This window comes from Bacillus sp. 11C (assembly GCF_055486375.1).
In genome coordinates this window covers 258,196-273,373 of sequence record NZ_JBUPVZ010000002.1, presented here as the reverse complement: position 1 = coordinate 273,373, position 15,178 = coordinate 258,196, and the positions used below count along the sequence as shown (strand labels likewise).

At 45.3% G+C, this 15,178-nt stretch carries 14 protein-coding genes; 10 read left to right on the top strand and 4 right to left on the bottom strand.

What is annotated here, in order from left to right:
* Window positions 1-117: 117 nt before the first annotated feature.
* Both nadE and ACY3LV_RS04005 read left to right on the top strand, forming a co-directional pair.
* Complete coding sequence (gene nadE, locus ACY3LV_RS04010) at window positions 118-936, top strand: ammonia-dependent NAD(+) synthetase (protein ID WP_458867405.1); 819 nt, start codon at window positions 118-120, stop codon at window positions 934-936.
* A gap of 389 nt (window positions 937-1,325) precedes the next feature.
* Window positions 1,326-1,886: a shikimate kinase gene (locus tag ACY3LV_RS04005; protein ID WP_148962930.1), complete on the top strand. Its 561-nt coding sequence runs from the start codon at window positions 1,326-1,328 to the stop codon at window positions 1,884-1,886.
* A gap of 27 nt (window positions 1,887-1,913) precedes the next feature.
* On the opposite strand, the gene ACY3LV_RS04000 is transcribed toward ACY3LV_RS04005, so the two are convergent.
* Window positions 1,914-2,672 carry a methyltransferase domain-containing protein gene (locus ACY3LV_RS04000; protein WP_333561261.1) on the bottom strand — a complete coding sequence of 253 codons (759 nt, stop codon included), beginning with the start codon at window positions 2,670-2,672 and terminating at the stop codon, window positions 1,914-1,916.
* Window positions 2,673-2,787: 115 nt separating this feature from the next.
* Between ACY3LV_RS04000 and ACY3LV_RS03995 the strand changes: the two genes are divergently transcribed.
* The 7 genes from ACY3LV_RS03995 (at window position 2,788) to putR (ending at window position 11,244) form a co-directional block, all read left to right on the top strand.
* Window positions 2,788-3,762, top strand: coding sequence for a LysR family transcriptional regulator (locus ACY3LV_RS03995; protein WP_333561260.1), 975 nt, complete (start codon window positions 2,788-2,790; stop codon window positions 3,760-3,762).
* A 60-nt stretch (window positions 3,763-3,822) separates the two neighbouring features.
* Complete coding sequence (gene cah, locus ACY3LV_RS03990; RefSeq protein WP_464863420.1) at window positions 3,823-4,779, top strand: cephalosporin C deacetylase; 957 nt, start codon at window positions 3,823-3,825, stop codon at window positions 4,777-4,779.
* Window positions 4,780-4,862: 83 nt separating this feature from the next.
* Window positions 4,863-5,645: a nucleotidyltransferase domain-containing protein gene (locus ACY3LV_RS03985; RefSeq protein ID WP_464863419.1), complete on the top strand. Its 783-nt coding sequence runs from the start codon at window positions 4,863-4,865 to the stop codon at window positions 5,643-5,645.
* Window positions 5,646-5,832: 187 nt separating this feature from the next.
* Window positions 5,833-6,744: a proline dehydrogenase PutB gene (gene putB, locus ACY3LV_RS03980; RefSeq protein ID WP_087993185.1), complete on the top strand. Its 912-nt coding sequence runs from the start codon at window positions 5,833-5,835 to the stop codon at window positions 6,742-6,744.
* A gap of 16 nt (window positions 6,745-6,760) precedes the next feature.
* Window positions 6,761-8,308 carry an L-glutamate gamma-semialdehyde dehydrogenase gene (pruA, locus tag ACY3LV_RS03975; protein WP_148962934.1) on the top strand — a complete coding sequence of 516 codons (1,548 nt, stop codon included), beginning with the start codon at window positions 6,761-6,763 and terminating at the stop codon, window positions 8,306-8,308.
* Window positions 8,309-8,399: 91 nt separating this feature from the next.
* Window positions 8,400-9,854: a sodium/proline symporter PutP gene (putP, locus tag ACY3LV_RS03970; protein ID WP_087993145.1), complete on the top strand. Its 1,455-nt coding sequence runs from the start codon at window positions 8,400-8,402 to the stop codon at window positions 9,852-9,854.
* Window positions 9,855-10,008: 154 nt separating this feature from the next.
* Window positions 10,009-11,244, top strand: a complete 1,236-nt coding sequence (putR, locus tag ACY3LV_RS03965; protein ID WP_087993146.1) for a proline utilization transcriptional regulator PutR — start codon at window positions 10,009-10,011, stop codon at window positions 11,242-11,244.
* A gap of 36 nt (window positions 11,245-11,280) precedes the next feature.
* Here the strand turns inward: putR and ACY3LV_RS03960 are convergent, their stop codons facing one another.
* The 3 genes from ACY3LV_RS03960 to ACY3LV_RS03950 all read right to left on the bottom strand — a co-directional run bounded on the left by ACY3LV_RS03960 (window position 11,281) and on the right by ACY3LV_RS03950 (window position 13,966).
* Entirely contained in the window at window positions 11,281-12,126 is an 846-nt protein-coding gene (locus tag ACY3LV_RS03960) for a TIGR03943 family putative permease subunit (RefSeq protein ID WP_333561257.1), read from the bottom strand.
* Between the two features lie 4 nt (window positions 12,127-12,130).
* The gene (locus ACY3LV_RS03955) at window positions 12,131-13,015 is read right to left on the bottom strand and encodes a permease (protein ID WP_333561256.1); all 885 of its coding nucleotides are present in this window, start codon (window positions 13,013-13,015) and stop codon (window positions 12,131-12,133) included.
* Between the two features lie 96 nt (window positions 13,016-13,111).
* On the bottom strand, window positions 13,112-13,966 hold the full coding sequence (locus tag ACY3LV_RS03950) for an alpha/beta fold hydrolase (RefSeq protein WP_464863418.1): 855 nt from the start codon (window positions 13,964-13,966) through the stop codon (window positions 13,112-13,114).
* A 164-nt stretch (window positions 13,967-14,130) separates the two neighbouring features.
* Here ACY3LV_RS03950 and ffoR point away from each other — a divergent pair, with 164 nt between their 5' ends.
* Complete coding sequence (gene ffoR, locus ACY3LV_RS03945) at window positions 14,131-15,141, top strand: ferredoxin--NADP(+) reductase (RefSeq protein ID WP_464863417.1); 1,011 nt, start codon at window positions 14,131-14,133, stop codon at window positions 15,139-15,141.
* The last annotated feature ends 37 nt before the right edge of the window (window positions 15,142-15,178 follow it).

The window sequence follows — 15,178 nt, the reverse complement described above, 5'->3', positions numbered from 1 at the left end:
TAAATGAAGACCTGTGCTATATTTAATAGGGATACATAACGATCATGATTCATTTTCATTCATTTGGGGAAATGATCGAATAAGAGACAGCGAAATTGTACAGGAGGAATGAGTAGGATGTGCGTGCAGGAAAAGATTATGCGTGAATTACATGTGAAGCCCTCAATTGATCCAAAACAAGAAATTGAGGACCGAATCAATTTTTTAAAACAGTATATAAAGAAAACCGGCGCTAAAGGCTTTGTATTGGGAATCAGCGGCGGGCAGGATTCATCTCTTGCCGGGCGCCTTGCCCAGCTTGCCGTGGAAAGCATTCGCGAAGAGGGCGGAGACGCTCAGTTTATCGCGGTCCGTCTTCCGCATGGCACACAGCAGGATGAAGACGATGCCCAGCTCGCTCTGAAATTCATCAAGCCGGACAAATCCTGGAAATTTGACATTCAATCAACAGTCAGCGCTTTTGCAGATCAATATCAGCAAGAGACAGGCGATAAGCTGACAGACTTTAATAAAGGGAACGTAAAAGCGAGAACGAGAATGATTGCTCAATACGCGATCGGCGGCCAAGAAGGCCTTCTTGTGATTGGAACAGACCATGCGGCCGAAGCCGTAACTGGTTTCTTTACGAAATACGGTGACGGAGGCGCAGATCTCCTGCCACTGACAGGCTTAACAAAGCGTCAGGGAAGAAGCCTGTTAAAAGAGCTGGGTGCACCGGAACGCCTATACTTAAAAGAACCAACTGCCGATCTGCTCGACGAAAAACCGCAGCAGACGGATGAAACAGAGCTTGGCATTTCCTACGAGGAGATTGACGATTATCTTGAAGGAAAAGAAGTATCAGCGAAAGTGTCAGAAGCGCTGGAAAAACGCTACAGCATGACTGAACATAAACGCCAGGTTCCAGCTTCTATGTTTGATGACTGGTGGAAATAAGACCAAGAAAGCCCGCTCTCGGAGCGGGCTTTTCAGTGTGGTGACAAACCCTCGCATTCGTTGCCAGGCCTGCGCGTCGATGCTCACGTGAAAAAAGATCGGCGGCTGAAAGCTAGAGCGTCCTGCTCAAACGCCCCTGTCGCCGCATGCTGCGGAAATCTGCTCCAATGCTCGTTCCTTCCAAGACTACAAAGGTTTTCAATCACGCTGAAAGATTTTAATGCTTTTTTGCGTCGAAGTATTAAAATATCTGTGGGAATGTTGTACAATGAATGTCATTCAGGCAAAGCGCCGCCAAAAGGACGGGCAAGCCGGTATCTATATAAATATTCGTGAAATAAGCATATAATGAATATAAAATTTCATTCCTTAGGAGGATTTCGCCGAAGATGAACGCTAAACGAGCCATCCCAGTAAGAGAAAGAAATATCGTCCTGATCGGATTCATGGGTGTAGGAAAAACGACAATCGGCCAATTGGTCGCTAAAAAATTATATAGAGATTTTATCGATATAGACCAAGAGATTGAAAAAGATTTTAATATGTCGATCCCTGAGCTGTTTGAGAAAAAGGGTGAAGATTTTTTTCGGAAAACGGAGAAGGAATATATTTTAGACATTTGCCATCATAAACGGTTCAAAATCGTATCTTTGGGCGGCGGGTCTTTTAAACAAGAGGAAATCAGAACGTGCTGTCTGGAAAACTGTCTCGTGCTTCATCTAGACCTGTCATGGGAGAACTGGAAGCAGCGCGCGGACTTATTGATCGAGAGCCGGCCTGTGCTGCATAACCGCTCAATGAATGAAATGGAAAAGCTTTTTAACGAAAGAAAAGTCATTTACGATAAACACAATTCAAAAGTGGCAACAGACAACCTGTCTCCTGAAGAGGTCGCCGATTATATTGCGGAGACATTAAAAATCGGCTGGGATCTTTATCAGCCAATGTAAAAGCCGTGCGGAGCGCACGGCTTTTTATCATTTTATACCTTGAATCAAAATCGCTTTTAAGCAAAAGGAGTCGGGCTGTCCGTTTTGGTTCAATTTGATACAGAACGTGTCACGTGCTTCGTCTGATGCCTGATGTAAATGGCTGATAATCTGTTTTTCTCGATCGGCAGGGGTTCCGCCCCGTTTGATCCAGCTTTCGTATTGAATCGGCAAATTCCACTTTTGGACTTTTTGATAGCCCAGCTGATTAGCGGCGAACATCGACTGCCATTCTGATAATGAGCTTTCCCGCACGTGGGAAGGGTCTCGGAGCCGGTTCAAATGATTGACAAACTCATCAAGAACTGAATCTTCAGGCGCGTAATGGTCGACCAAGAGAAAACGTCCGTCCTTTTTCAGCACACGTGCAACTTCGCTGACAGCTTTGCGGAGATCTGAAAAATGATGGGCCGCGTACCGGCAGGTAATGAGATCAAATGAATCATCGGCGAAGGGAAGCGACTCCGCTGTTCCTTGCCGGAAACGTACGTTTTTCGTTCCTTTTTCTTGCGCAAAGGAGGATGCAACCTCTACCATTTCTATCGTCGCATCAACACCGATGCACTCCTGTACATATGGAGAAAATGCCAGCGCCGTATGGCCGGCACCCGCTCCGATATCCAGCACCCGATCATCAGCCCGGCATTGCGCCGTTTTGATCATAATACCCAAATCTTCCCCCTCGGCAAATACCTTCTCATCCCGATACATCTCGGCGTTTTTCGAAAACGGCGTTTCATTTGTCATGTCAACCAGCTCCTTTTTTCTGTTTGATGATATGGATTATGTTAGCAATTTCTGTTATGATTCGTCCAAGATATAAAAATGATAAAAACGATAGGTTTAACCTATGGAGGCTGAAATGGATATTAAAGTGATGGAATACGCATCGGAAATCGCCCGGCGCCAAAGCTTTACAAAGGCGGCGGAGCATCTTCATATCGCTCAGCCATCTCTCAGCCAGCAAATCAAAAAGCTTGAGGCTGAGCTTGGGCTTACCCTTTTCCACAGATCCCACGGCTCTGTTACCCTGACACCCCATGGCCGGCGTTTCATTGAAAAAGCCGAGGACATCATTCGTTCCAGAGATGATTTGCTCCGGGAGATGCAGGAGCGGTCGCAGGGGCTTGGGCATAAGCTTTCCATCGGGATTCCCGCTGTCACGGGGAGATATCTCTTTCCGCCTCTGCTGAAGCAGTTTTTGGCGCGCTATCCTCATGTAGAGGTTCAGCTTGTTGAAAAAGACCCTGCTTCATTAGAGGAAATGACGGCAAAGGGAGAGGTTGACCTTTCTGTTTTGTCCTTGCCGATCGAGGATGAACGGCTCGCCATTACACCGTTGCTCACGGAACCGATTGTTCTCGCGGTGCCGAAGGAAAAACAAAGGTGGATGCCTCCGGAAATGATCGCGCTGATTGAAAAAGCGCTGGAAGGAGAGGAGGGCCGCCAGCCTTCCGTGCCCCTTGAAATGGCGAGGCACGTGCCTTTTATTCTGTTAAAAGAAGGCTTCGGTTTTCGAAGGACAGTTCTCGATCTCTGTGCGGAAAGCGGCTTTAAGCCGAATACTGCCTTTAAGACGAGCCATATTGAAACCGCGCAATCTCTTGTGGCAAACGGCTTAGGTGTGACAATGGCGCCGAATATGGTCAGAAGGGATAAGGACCCGGGGGTGATCTATTTATCTATTCAATCAACGCCATCCCGAACCCTTGTCTTTGTATTTTTAAAGAACCGATATGTCAGTCTGACAGCTCAGGCTTTTATGGAAATGAGCCGGGAAAATCTTAAACAAACGTTTGATGAAGGCTGTTTGGAAAACAAAAGTGAAAATATTTAGAAACCGTGGTAGTATAGGAATACAAACTAAAACTAATAAAACAAAGGGGAATAATCGGAAATGCAACTATTCGATATGCCGCTCGACCAATTGCAAACGTATAAGCCTGAAAAAACAGCACCGAAAGATTTTTCTGATTTTTGGAAATCGTCTTTGAATGAACTTGCAAAAGTCCAATCGGCACCTGATTTACAGCCGGTTGATTATCCTGCTGAGGGGGTTAAGGTGTACCGCCTCGCATATAAAAGCTATGGAAACGCCCGCATTGCCGGATGGTACGCGGTGCCTGACAAGGAAGGCCCACATCCGGCGATCGTCAAATATCACGGCTACAACGCAAGCTATGACGGTGAGATTCATGAAATGGTGAATTGGGCGCTTCACGGATACGCGGCATTCGGCATGCTTGTCCGCGGGCAGCAGAGCAGCGAGGATACGAGTATTTCTCCGCATGGTCACGCTTTAGGCTGGATGACGAAAGGTATTCTTGATAAAGATACATACTATTACCGCGGCGTTTATTTGGACGCCGTCCGCGCGCTTGAAGTCATCAGCAGTTTTGACGAAGTCGACGAAACAAGAATAGGTGTGACAGGCGGAAGCCAAGGCGGCGGCTTAACAATTGCCGCAGCAGCTCTGTCAGACATTCCGAAAGCCGCAGCTGCCGATTATCCTTATTTAAGCAACTTTGAACGGGCCATTGATGTGGCGCTTGAACAGCCGTACCTTGAAATCAATTCCTTCTTCAGAAGAAATGGCAGCCCGGAAACAGAAGAGCAGGCGATGAAGACACTTTCATATTTCGATATTATGAATCTTGCTGACCGAGTAAAGGTGCCTGTCCTGATGTCGATCGGCCTGATTGACAAGGTCACCCCGCCGTCCACCGTGTTTGCCGCCTACAATCACTTGGAGACAGAGAAAGAGCTGAAGGTGTACCGCTACTTCGGGCATGAATATATCCCTGCCTTTCAAACGGAAAAACTTGCTTTCTTTAAGCAGCATCTGAAAGGCTGATAAATATGAAAAGCCGCCGCACATCATCAGGCGGTTTTTTTCTGCAAACTGCCGGAATGAAACCAGACTGGAGACGAATAGATATGAAACAAAGGATCATTGATGAATTAAAACGAATCGAGCTGTCATACGGAGTCAAAATCGTATATGCCGTTGAATCAGGAAGCCGCGCTTGGGGATTCCCGTCCCAGGACAGTGATTACGATGTCCGCTTTATTTATGTGCCGAAAAAGGAATGGTATTTTTCAATTGAGCAGGAGCGTGATGTCATTGAGGAACCGATTCACGATTTGCTGGATATCAGCGGCTGGGAGCTGAGAAAGACGCTGCGCCTCTTCAAAAAATCAAACCCGCCGCTCCTTGAATGGTTGTCCTCAGACATTGTGTATTACGAAGCATTTACAACCGCGGAGAAGCTAAGAAAGCTGCGGACGGAGGCGTTTAAGCCCGAAGCAAGCGTGTATCACTATATTAATATGGCGAGAAGGAACGTCAAGGATTACCTTCAAGGGCAAGAGGTCAAAATCAAAAAGTATTTCTACGTGCTTCGGCCAATCTTGGCTTGCAAATGGATTGAAAAGCACGGAACCATTCCGCCAATGGATTTTACTGTTTTGATGAATGAACTTGTTACTGATTCTGAGCTGAAGGCAGAAATGGAAATCTTGCTTGAACGGAAAAGAAGAGGCGAAGAGCTTGATCTTGAAGCGCGAATTCATGTTATTCACCAATTTATTGAAACGGAAATCGAAAGAATCATGGAAGCAGCAAAAACGCTGAAAGCAGAACAAAAGGATATGACACCTGAACTGAATCGTTTGCTTTTGAATACGGTTGAAGAAGTATGGAAGGATGGAGGAAGCTGATGTTTTTTGTCGCTTCCTTTTCCCCTTTATTCGACACGATTCCCCGACTTTCTAACTATCTGATTGTGGTAAATCCACAAAAATAATCAGAATCTTTGTATTTTGAGAATATTGTGAACGTGGGTTTTGTCCATTTACAATTAACTCATACAAATACTTCTTAGATTGCGGGGTGTTGAGGTTGGAAGTGATCACAAGAGATTTTTTCTTATTTTTATCCAAAAGCGGCTTTCTCAATAAAATGGCAAAGAACTGGGGAAGCCGGGTAGCAGCGGGTAAAATTATCGGAGGGAATGATTTTAACAGTTCAATCCCGACGATTCGACAGCTTAACAGCCAAGGCTTGTCAGTTACTGTCGATCATTTAGGAGAGTTTGTAGACAGCGCAGAGGTCGCGCGGGAGCGTACGGAAGAGTGCATTCAAACCATTGCGACGATTGCGGATCAGCAGCTGAACTCACAAGTTTCTTTAAAAATGACGTCTTTAGGTCTCGATATAGATATGGATCTGGTGTATGAAAATATGACGAAAATCCTTCAGACGGCCGAGAAGCATAAAATCATGGTCACCATCGACATGGAAGATGAAGTCAGATGCCAGAAAACACTTGATGTTTTCAAGGATTTCAGAAGGAAATACGAGTATGTGAGCACAGTGCTGCAAGCCTATCTGTACCGAACGGAAAGTGATATTGACGATTTGGATTCTTTAAACCCGTTCCTTCGCCTTGTAAAAGGAGCTTATAAAGAATCACAAAAAGTAGCTTTCCCGGAGAAAAGCGATGTCGATGAAAATTATAAAAAAATCATCCGAAAGCAGCTCTTAAACGGTCACTATACAGCGATTGCCACACATGACGACAAAATGATCGACTATACAAAGCAGCTTGCCAAAGAAAATGGCATCGCCAATGACAAGTTTGAATTTCAGATGCTGTACGGCATGCGGTCGCAAACCCAGCTCAGCCTCGTAAAAGAAGGTTATAACATGAGAGTCTACCTGCCATACGGCGAAGATTGGTACGGCTACTTTATGAGACGCCTTGCAGAACGTCCGTCAAACATTGCATTTGCTCTCAAAGGAATGACAAAGAAGTAAAAAAGGAGAGATTATCATGACAACACCTTACAAACACGAGCCATTCACAAATTTCCAGGATCAAAACAATGTAGAAGAGTTTAAAAAAGCGCTTGCGACGGTAAGCGAATATTTAGGAAAAGACTATCCGCTTGTCATTAACGGCGAGAGAGTGGAAACAGAAGCGAAAATCGTTTCGATCAACCCGGCTGATAAAGAAGAAGTCGTCGGCAGAGTGTCAAAAGCTTCTCAAGAGCACGCTGAGCAAGCAATTGAAGCGGCTGCGAAAGCATTCGAGGATTGGAGATACACGTCTCCGGAAGAAAGAGCTGCTGTCCTTTTCCGCGCTGCTGCCAAAGTCCGCAGAAGAAAACATGAATTCTCCGCTTTGCTTGTAAAAGAGGCAGGGAAGCCATGGAACGAGGCAGATGCTGATACGGCTGAAGCGATCGACTTTATGGAATATTATGCACGCCAAATGATCGAACTGGCAAAAGGCAAACCTGTCAACAGCCGTGAAGGCGAGAAAAACCAATATGTATACACGCCGACTGGTGTAACAGTTGTTATTCCGCCTTGGAACTTCTTGTTTGCGATCATGGCTGGCACGACAGTGGCGCCGATCGTTACTGGAAATACAGTTGTTCTTAAACCTGCGAGCGCGACACCTGTCATTGCTGCGAAATTCGTTGAAGTGCTTGAAGAGTCTGGATTGCCGAAAGGTGTAGTCAACTTCGTTCCTGGCAGCGGGGCGGAAGTCGGTGACTACCTTGTTGACCATCCGAAAACGAGCCTTATCACATTTACGGGATCAAGAGAAGTTGGTACGAGAATTTTCGAACGCGCGTCGAAAGTCCAGCCGGGCCAGCAGCACTTAAAACGTGTTATTGCTGAAATGGGCGGAAAAGATACAGTTGTCGTTTGTGAAGATGCAGATGTTGAACTTGCTGCACAATCGATCTTCCAGTCAGCGTTCGGCTTTGCGGGACAAAAATGTTCTGCAGGTTCACGTGCAGTTGTCCATGAAAAAGTGTATGATCAAGTATTGAAGCGTGTCATTGAAATTACGGAATCTAAAGTGACAGCAAAACCTGACAGTGCGGATGTTTATATGGGACCTGTCATTGACCAAGGTTCTTATGATAAAATTATGAGCTATATTGAGATCGGAAAACAGGAAGGGCGTTTAGTAAGCGGCGGCACTGGTGACGATTCAAAAGGATACTTCATCAAACCGACGATCTTCGCTGACCTTGATCCGAAAGCAAGACTCATGCAGGAAGAAATTTTTGGGCCTGTCGTTGCATTTTCTAAAGTGTCAAACTTTGATGAAGCTTTAGAAGTGGCAAACAATACTGAGTACGGTTTGACAGGCGCTGTTATTACAAACGACCGCAAAAACATCGAGCGTGCGAAACAGGAATTCCATGTCGGGAACCTGTACTTCAACCGCAACTGTACAGGCGCTATCGTCGGCTACCATCCATTCGGCGGCTTCAAAATGTCCGGAACGGATTCAAAAGCAGGCGGGCCGGATTACTTGGCACTGCACATGCAGGCTAAAACGATCAGTGAAATGTTCTAAAGCGGGACTAAATGGGCATCCTCCCTGCGGGGATGTCCATTTCATCCATATACCATAAAAAAGAGGAGGAAGTGCCATAGAAAACACACAGCTGATTATTTCGATTTGTATTTATATGGCGGGGATGCTGCTGATCGGCTACTTTGCTTACAAGCGTACGTCGAATCTGACGGATTACATGCTGGGAGGACGCTCTTTGGGACCGGCCGTAACCGCTCTCAGTGCCGGCGCTGCCGATATGAGCGGCTGGCTGCTGATGGGGCTCCCGGGCGCTATGTTTTCAACGGGTCTGAGCGGTGTGTGGATTGCGTTCGGACTTTGTCTTGGAGCATGGGCGAACTGGCTCTACGTCGCGCCGCGGCTGAGAACCTATACGGAACAAGCGGGGAATTCCATCACAATTCCCGGATTCCTAGAAAACCGCTTCGGAGATCAAACAAAGCTTCTTAGATTGTTTTCAGGGATTGTGATTTTAGTCTTCTTCACATTTTATGTTTCGTCTGGAATGGTATCCGGCGGTGTTTTATTCAACAGTATTTTGGGGATGGAATATCATACAGGCTTGTGGGTTGTGACTGGTGTTGTTGTGGCATATACTCTGTTTGGCGGCTTTTTGGCAGTCAGCTGGACAGATTTTGTTCAGGGGATCATTATGTTTGCCGCACTCATTCTTGTTCCGATCGTTACGTTTTTCCACACGGGAGGAACAAGTGAAGCAGTTACTGAAATCCGGTCTGTTGATCCAGATATGTTTAATATTTTCAAAGGAACAAGCGTCCTTGGCATTATTTCTTTGTTTGCATGGGGTTTGGGATACTTTGGACAGCCGCATATCATTGTGCGTTTTATGGCAATAACGTCTGTCAAAGAGATCAAAAAAGCGCGCAGAATCGGAATGGGCTGGATGATGTTGTCGGCAGTCGGCGCTGTGCTGACCGGTTTGGGCGGAATCGCTTATTACCATCAGAATGGCATGACACTGAAGGACCCAGAGACGATCTTTATTCAATTAGGGAATATTTTGTTCCATCCGATTATTACAGGTTTTCTGATATCAGCTATTTTGGCCGCGATTATGAGTACAATTTCTTCCCAGCTGCTTGTGACATCAAGCTCTTTGGTAGAAGATTTGTATAAGTCGATGTTCAGGCGCTCAGCCTCTGATAAAGAGCTGGTGTTTTTGGGCCGTTTGGCTGTGCTTGTGATTTCTGTCATCGCGTTATTCCTAGCTTGGGAGAAAAATAATACGATCCTTGGATTGGTTAGCTACGCGTGGGCTGGCTTCGGCGCATCATTCGGGCCGGTTGTACTGCTCAGTCTGTTTTGGAAACGAATGACTAAATGGGGGGCACTCGCCGGCATGATTGTGGGAGCAGCAACTGTAATCATTTGGGCGAATGCCGGTCTTTCGGATTTTCTGTATGAAATCATACCTGGTTTTGCTGCGAGCCTATTATCTGTCTTTATCGTCAGTATATTGACGCAGGCTCCGTCACAAGCTGTCGCAGACCAGTTTAAAGACTACCAAGATACAATGTCACAATAAAGATCGAAAGGAGGAGGAAGGGGCTGTCCCTTTTTCCTCTTTTCTCCTTTTAAACGGGCCGTTTTTTTCTTTTGGAAACAAACGTATTTTTTTTCTATACAAATAGACCCCGTATGGATATGATTAAAGTAAAAAAAGTATAGGAGAAAAAGGTATGGAAGAGCTTTTAGAGAGAGTTTTTTCATTTTCAGATGTCGATAAGCTGATTGACTTCATCAGTTATGAACTGCAAAAACCAGTCATACTGGAAAGCGCGGATTTCTTTTTGTTAGCCTATAATTCTTACTATATTAACCATTTTGATTCTGCCAACCAGCAGACTATTTTTTCAAAAAAATGCCCGGTTCAGATTTTTGAGAGATTTCTGAAGGATGGAGTCATTGAAAAACTGAAAACAGAACCTGAGCCTTTTCGCGTCAATAAAATTGAAAGCATTGGGTTAAACCAGAGAGTGGTCGTGAGTGCGAAACACAAAGGGGATGTCATGGGCTACATCTGGGTTCAGGAGCTGGACCAAAATCTGACGGAAGAAGAACTCGACTTTTTGTATGAGACCTCTTTCCATGTCGGGAAAATCATTTATAAAACGAACAAGCTGAAACAGGAAAAGGAAGAAAAAGCAGAAGATCTTGTCAAACGGGCGATCTATCAGCAATTTACCTCTGAGAAGGAACTCAAACGGGAAGCCGAAAGGATTAACACCGTGCTGCCTTCCATGTTTTCAGTTGTCATCCTGCACGCCGCGAATGGGGATGGGGAAGCGGTTGAGGATTTAAAGGAAAATATCAGGTCGTACCTAAATTTACGGGATAAAGTCAGTCATGTCTTAACGATTGATTCAAATATTGTCATCGTCGTAGCGAGTTTTTCCCAAAAAAGCTCCGTCTCCTCGGCAGCTTCTGAATTTATTAACAAGCTGTTAACACATTTTCACTTTCAAAGAATTCCCACCCCTATTTATATCGGTATCGGAAACGAATATGATCACCTTTTAAAGCTTGGCAAGAGCTACACAGAAGCGCTTGAAGTGATCAAAGCCGCGGAAATCACCGGCAATCAGGAAAACATTCCATATGAATATGCAAAACTCGGCATTTACCGTTATTTAGAAAGCATTGAACAGAAAAATAAATTTTTAAAATACGAGAATAAGGATTTGGCTTTATTAAAAGCGAAAGACCAAGAAAGCAGCACCGAGCTGCTGAAAACGCTGGAAATCTATCTTCTCAACAACTGCAAAACAAAACCAGCAGCAGAACAGCTGTTTATTCACCAGAATACATTGAATTACCGCATCAAACAGATTACTGAAATGACGTCGATTAATTTAAGCGATTTTAGGACACGATGCCAGCTCTATCTCGATTTGATGCTGATGAAAAAGAAATAAAAAAGAAACCAGTCCGTGTACTGGTTTCGTCTTCACTTAAAATCCTCTGTAAACGTAAGGATCATCAGGCTTTTTAATGGTGTTCCAGTCGGTCACTTTCACAACAGGAAGCGTTGATTTGAAAGGCTGATAATATTCTGAGGCCAGCGTGCCCTTAATATGAATCCATTCATCATCCTTGATGTTGATGTCCTTCGGAAACTCCACAAGCATCCCGTAAACGCCGGAATCAGCGATACAGTGAATGACGCCAAACCTCAACACGAACAGCTGGTTTTTGTTAATTGCATTTCCTTTATACGCAAATCCATGAAAATCAATCGTCCGTCCGAGAAATTCGCCAGGATAGTTATATATGGTTTCCATGCCTTTTAGGAAATCATCATCGGTCAGCGAAATCTCTTTCTTGCTGGAATATTTCTTAAACAGCTGTTTCATCTGTTTGTCATAGCTGTCTTGCGCGTAGTAAAGGCTGGCATCAGGCCGCAAATACTGTGTTTGCGAGTAATGGTCTCCGCTCTCCATCGCCTTAAACGAGAACCCTTTTGTTTTGACAATGGATGAGTCAAGCGTCGCAATCGGGAAGAAAATACCCGACACCAAAGGGAAAAGAAAAACAACATAAATCAAATAACGCTGATAAAATGGCTTGTTTTGTTCATGCTCGTGATCATGGCCGCATCCGCAATCATGATTATGCCCGCCTTTTTCAGGCGACTTGATAAATACATATGCTTGAACGGCTGTCAGTATGGCCAGCAGGAAGATCGCAATAAAGGAAAGATAGGCATATTTCATATTGATATATTTTGTAAGATTTCCTGAGGCATGCAGATGATAAAAGAAAAACGTAAATCCCATCAGCACCAATAGACGAAACATCCAATCACCCCTTTACCAGTAGTGATCCCGCTAAGACGAGCACGACAATGTACGTAATCAGCAGGAAAACAAATCGTTTTTTGAAGGCCGCAAGCATCATCAATAGATTCTTAATATCCACCATCGCACCAAAGACGAGAAAGGCGATTAACGATCCTAATGAAAATGTGCTGCTGAAGGAAGACGCGATGAACGCATCAACTTCTGAACAGAGCGACAAGACAAACGCCAGCCCCATCATCACAAGGGAAGAGGATACATCATTCTGCCCGATCGCAAGCAGAGTGGATGTTTTGACATACGTCTGCATAGCGGCTGCGATAAAGGCGCCGATAATTAAATATTTTCCCACGGAGAAAAATTCTTCAATGGCATGACGCAAGGTCCCTCCCAGCTTTTGCAGCAGGGTGTGGTGATGATGGTGGTGATGCCCGGGTTCATGAGGCTTTAAAAGCTGGTTATCTTTAAATTGATAGGATAAGATAATCCCAATGATCACCGAAACCGCGAGCGCCAGTCCGCCCCGATAAAAGACAACGCTCCATCTGTTCCCGAACGCAATAAAAGTAGAAAATAAGACGATAGGATTGATGATCGGCGCGGTCAGCATGAAAGCAACGCCCGCATGCAGAGGAACCCCCTTTAACAGAAGCCGCCTCGTAATCGGGATAATGCCGCACTCGCAGGCGGGAAATAATACACCGGCCAGCGCACCGAATAAAACGGCGAGAAAGCGGTTCTTTGGCATGATCCTTGCAATCATTTCTTCAGAAACAAACATTTGAATGATTCCGGAAAGGATGACGCCGATCAGAATAAACGGAATGGCTTCTATTAAAATGCTGATAAAAATAGAATTCAGCTGAAGAAAAGATGATTGTGCTGTCACAATAAAACCTCCGCTCATGTTAAGCTGCCTTTTATCATACCAGAAAAAAGGCACTGCTTGTTTGACGGAGAAGGAGGAAAACTTGTTTCACTTTGTTTAGGATTCTAAAAATTCGAATATGATTCTATCTGTTTCAGCAGCGCCTTTCCCGAGCCAAATCAGGTGTCCCCATGAGTGAAGCAAACAGAGAACAGCGCCAGGAATGTGTTTTTTTGCATAATGTGCATGTGACTTGTCGATAAAACCATCATAAACACTTTGCATAATCAATACGGGGCACGAGATGGCATGCAGCTCCTTTGAAGAGATAGCGGCGGTTTGTGACAAGTCTAGCAGAAATCCGTCACCGGAGCGCTGCCGGCTGTTCATTTTCCGAAATGCTTCAATGTCTTTTTCATCCATCATGGTCTTGATTCTCTGAAACGAAAGCGTGCTGAATTGCGGGCTCATGGCTTGAAACATCAAACGCGGGAAGGCGTTATTCAAATAAGAAATCAGCTTCCATATCCGCTTTTCCAATGGCGGGCGGAAGAGGATTCTCCCCATTTTATATTCAATGTCTTTTGGAGTGAGCCATTCTTTGGTGACCGCGGATTGCAGGGTCAGAGTGTTCACCCTTTCCGGATATTGTGAGGCAAAGCTTATGCCGCTCGGCCCTCCTGCTGAGATGGCTATGACATGGACACTGTCGATTTGTAAATGATCTAATAGTTTTACATAGAAACGGCAGGCGTCAGCAAGACTTTTTCCAATCTCTTTTGACGTTCGTCCGTAACCGGGCCTTGAAGGCGTGATGATGGAATACCCATGCTCAATCAGCGCCGTGTACCCGAATTCCTCATAACAATTTGAATGCCCGCCATGCATGACAAGAATGGGAGCTCCCTTGCCTGTAACAGAATATTCTAGTGTATGTCCTTCGAAAGTGATCGTTTCAACTCGTCTTTTCATCTGTTTCTCCCATTTGTTTTTCTGCCTATTATAGGGTTTTCAACAATTTATCACAAGGAGCAGAAATGAATAAACACAGGCTCGTGAAATATGATATACTTTTTATTGATATTCATTCTCAATTAAAATGATTTTGATATAGATGTGAACGGGAGGCAGTACGGATGGCTGAGAATCAACAGGTGTATGACGTCACAATTATAGGCGGAGGGCCGATCGGGCTGTTTACGGCTTTTTACTGCGGGATGCGGGAGCTGAAAACGAAAGTAATCGAATTTTTGCCGCAGCTCGGAGGGAAGGTATCTTTATTCTTTCCTGAGAAAATCATTCGGGATATCGGCGGAATACCGGTGATTGCGGGAAAGCAGCTGATCGAGCAGCTGAAGGAGCAGGCGGCGACGTTTGATCCTGACATCGTGCTGAATCAGCGTGTGACCGGATTTGAACGCTTGGAAGACGGCACCATTGCGCTGACAAGCTCTGAAGGAGAAAAGCATTATACACGTACCGTGATTTTAGCTGTCGGCATGGGAACGCTTGAGGTCAATGAGTTTGACAGTGAGGATGCAACCCGGTATGCGGGCAAAAATCTTCATTATGGAGTGGAGAAGCTTGATGCGTTTAAAGGCAAGCGGGTCGTGATTTCAGGCGGCGGAGATACTGCGGTCGATTGGGCTAATGAGCTGGAACCGATTGCGGCTTCTGTGACTGTCGTTCACCGGCGTGAGGAATTCGGCGGAATGGAAAGCAGTGTGACGAAGATGAAGCAATCATCGGTGCGGGTGCTCACTCCTTATCGTCTGGAGCAGCTGAGCGGCGACGAGGAGCGTATCCAAAGCGTGACTGTTTGTCATAATGCGTCTGGCCGGAGTGAAGACATAGAGGTTGACGAGCTGATCATTAATCATGGCTTCAAAATTGATTTCGGGCCAATGAAGGAGTGGGGGCTGGAGATTGAAGAAGGCAGGGTGAAAGCTGACAGACATATGCGGACGAATCTTCCGGGTGTGTTTGTGGCGGGTGACGCGGCTTTTTATGAAAGTAAGCTGAGATTGATTGCCGGCGGCTTTACCGAAGGTCCGACAGCGGTCAACAGCGCGAAGGCTTATTTGGACCCTAAGGCTGAGAATATGGCGATGTATTCAACCCATCACAAAAAATTGGTGCATAAATAAAACAGCCCTTAAGAAAAGGGCTGCTCAAATTGTTGAC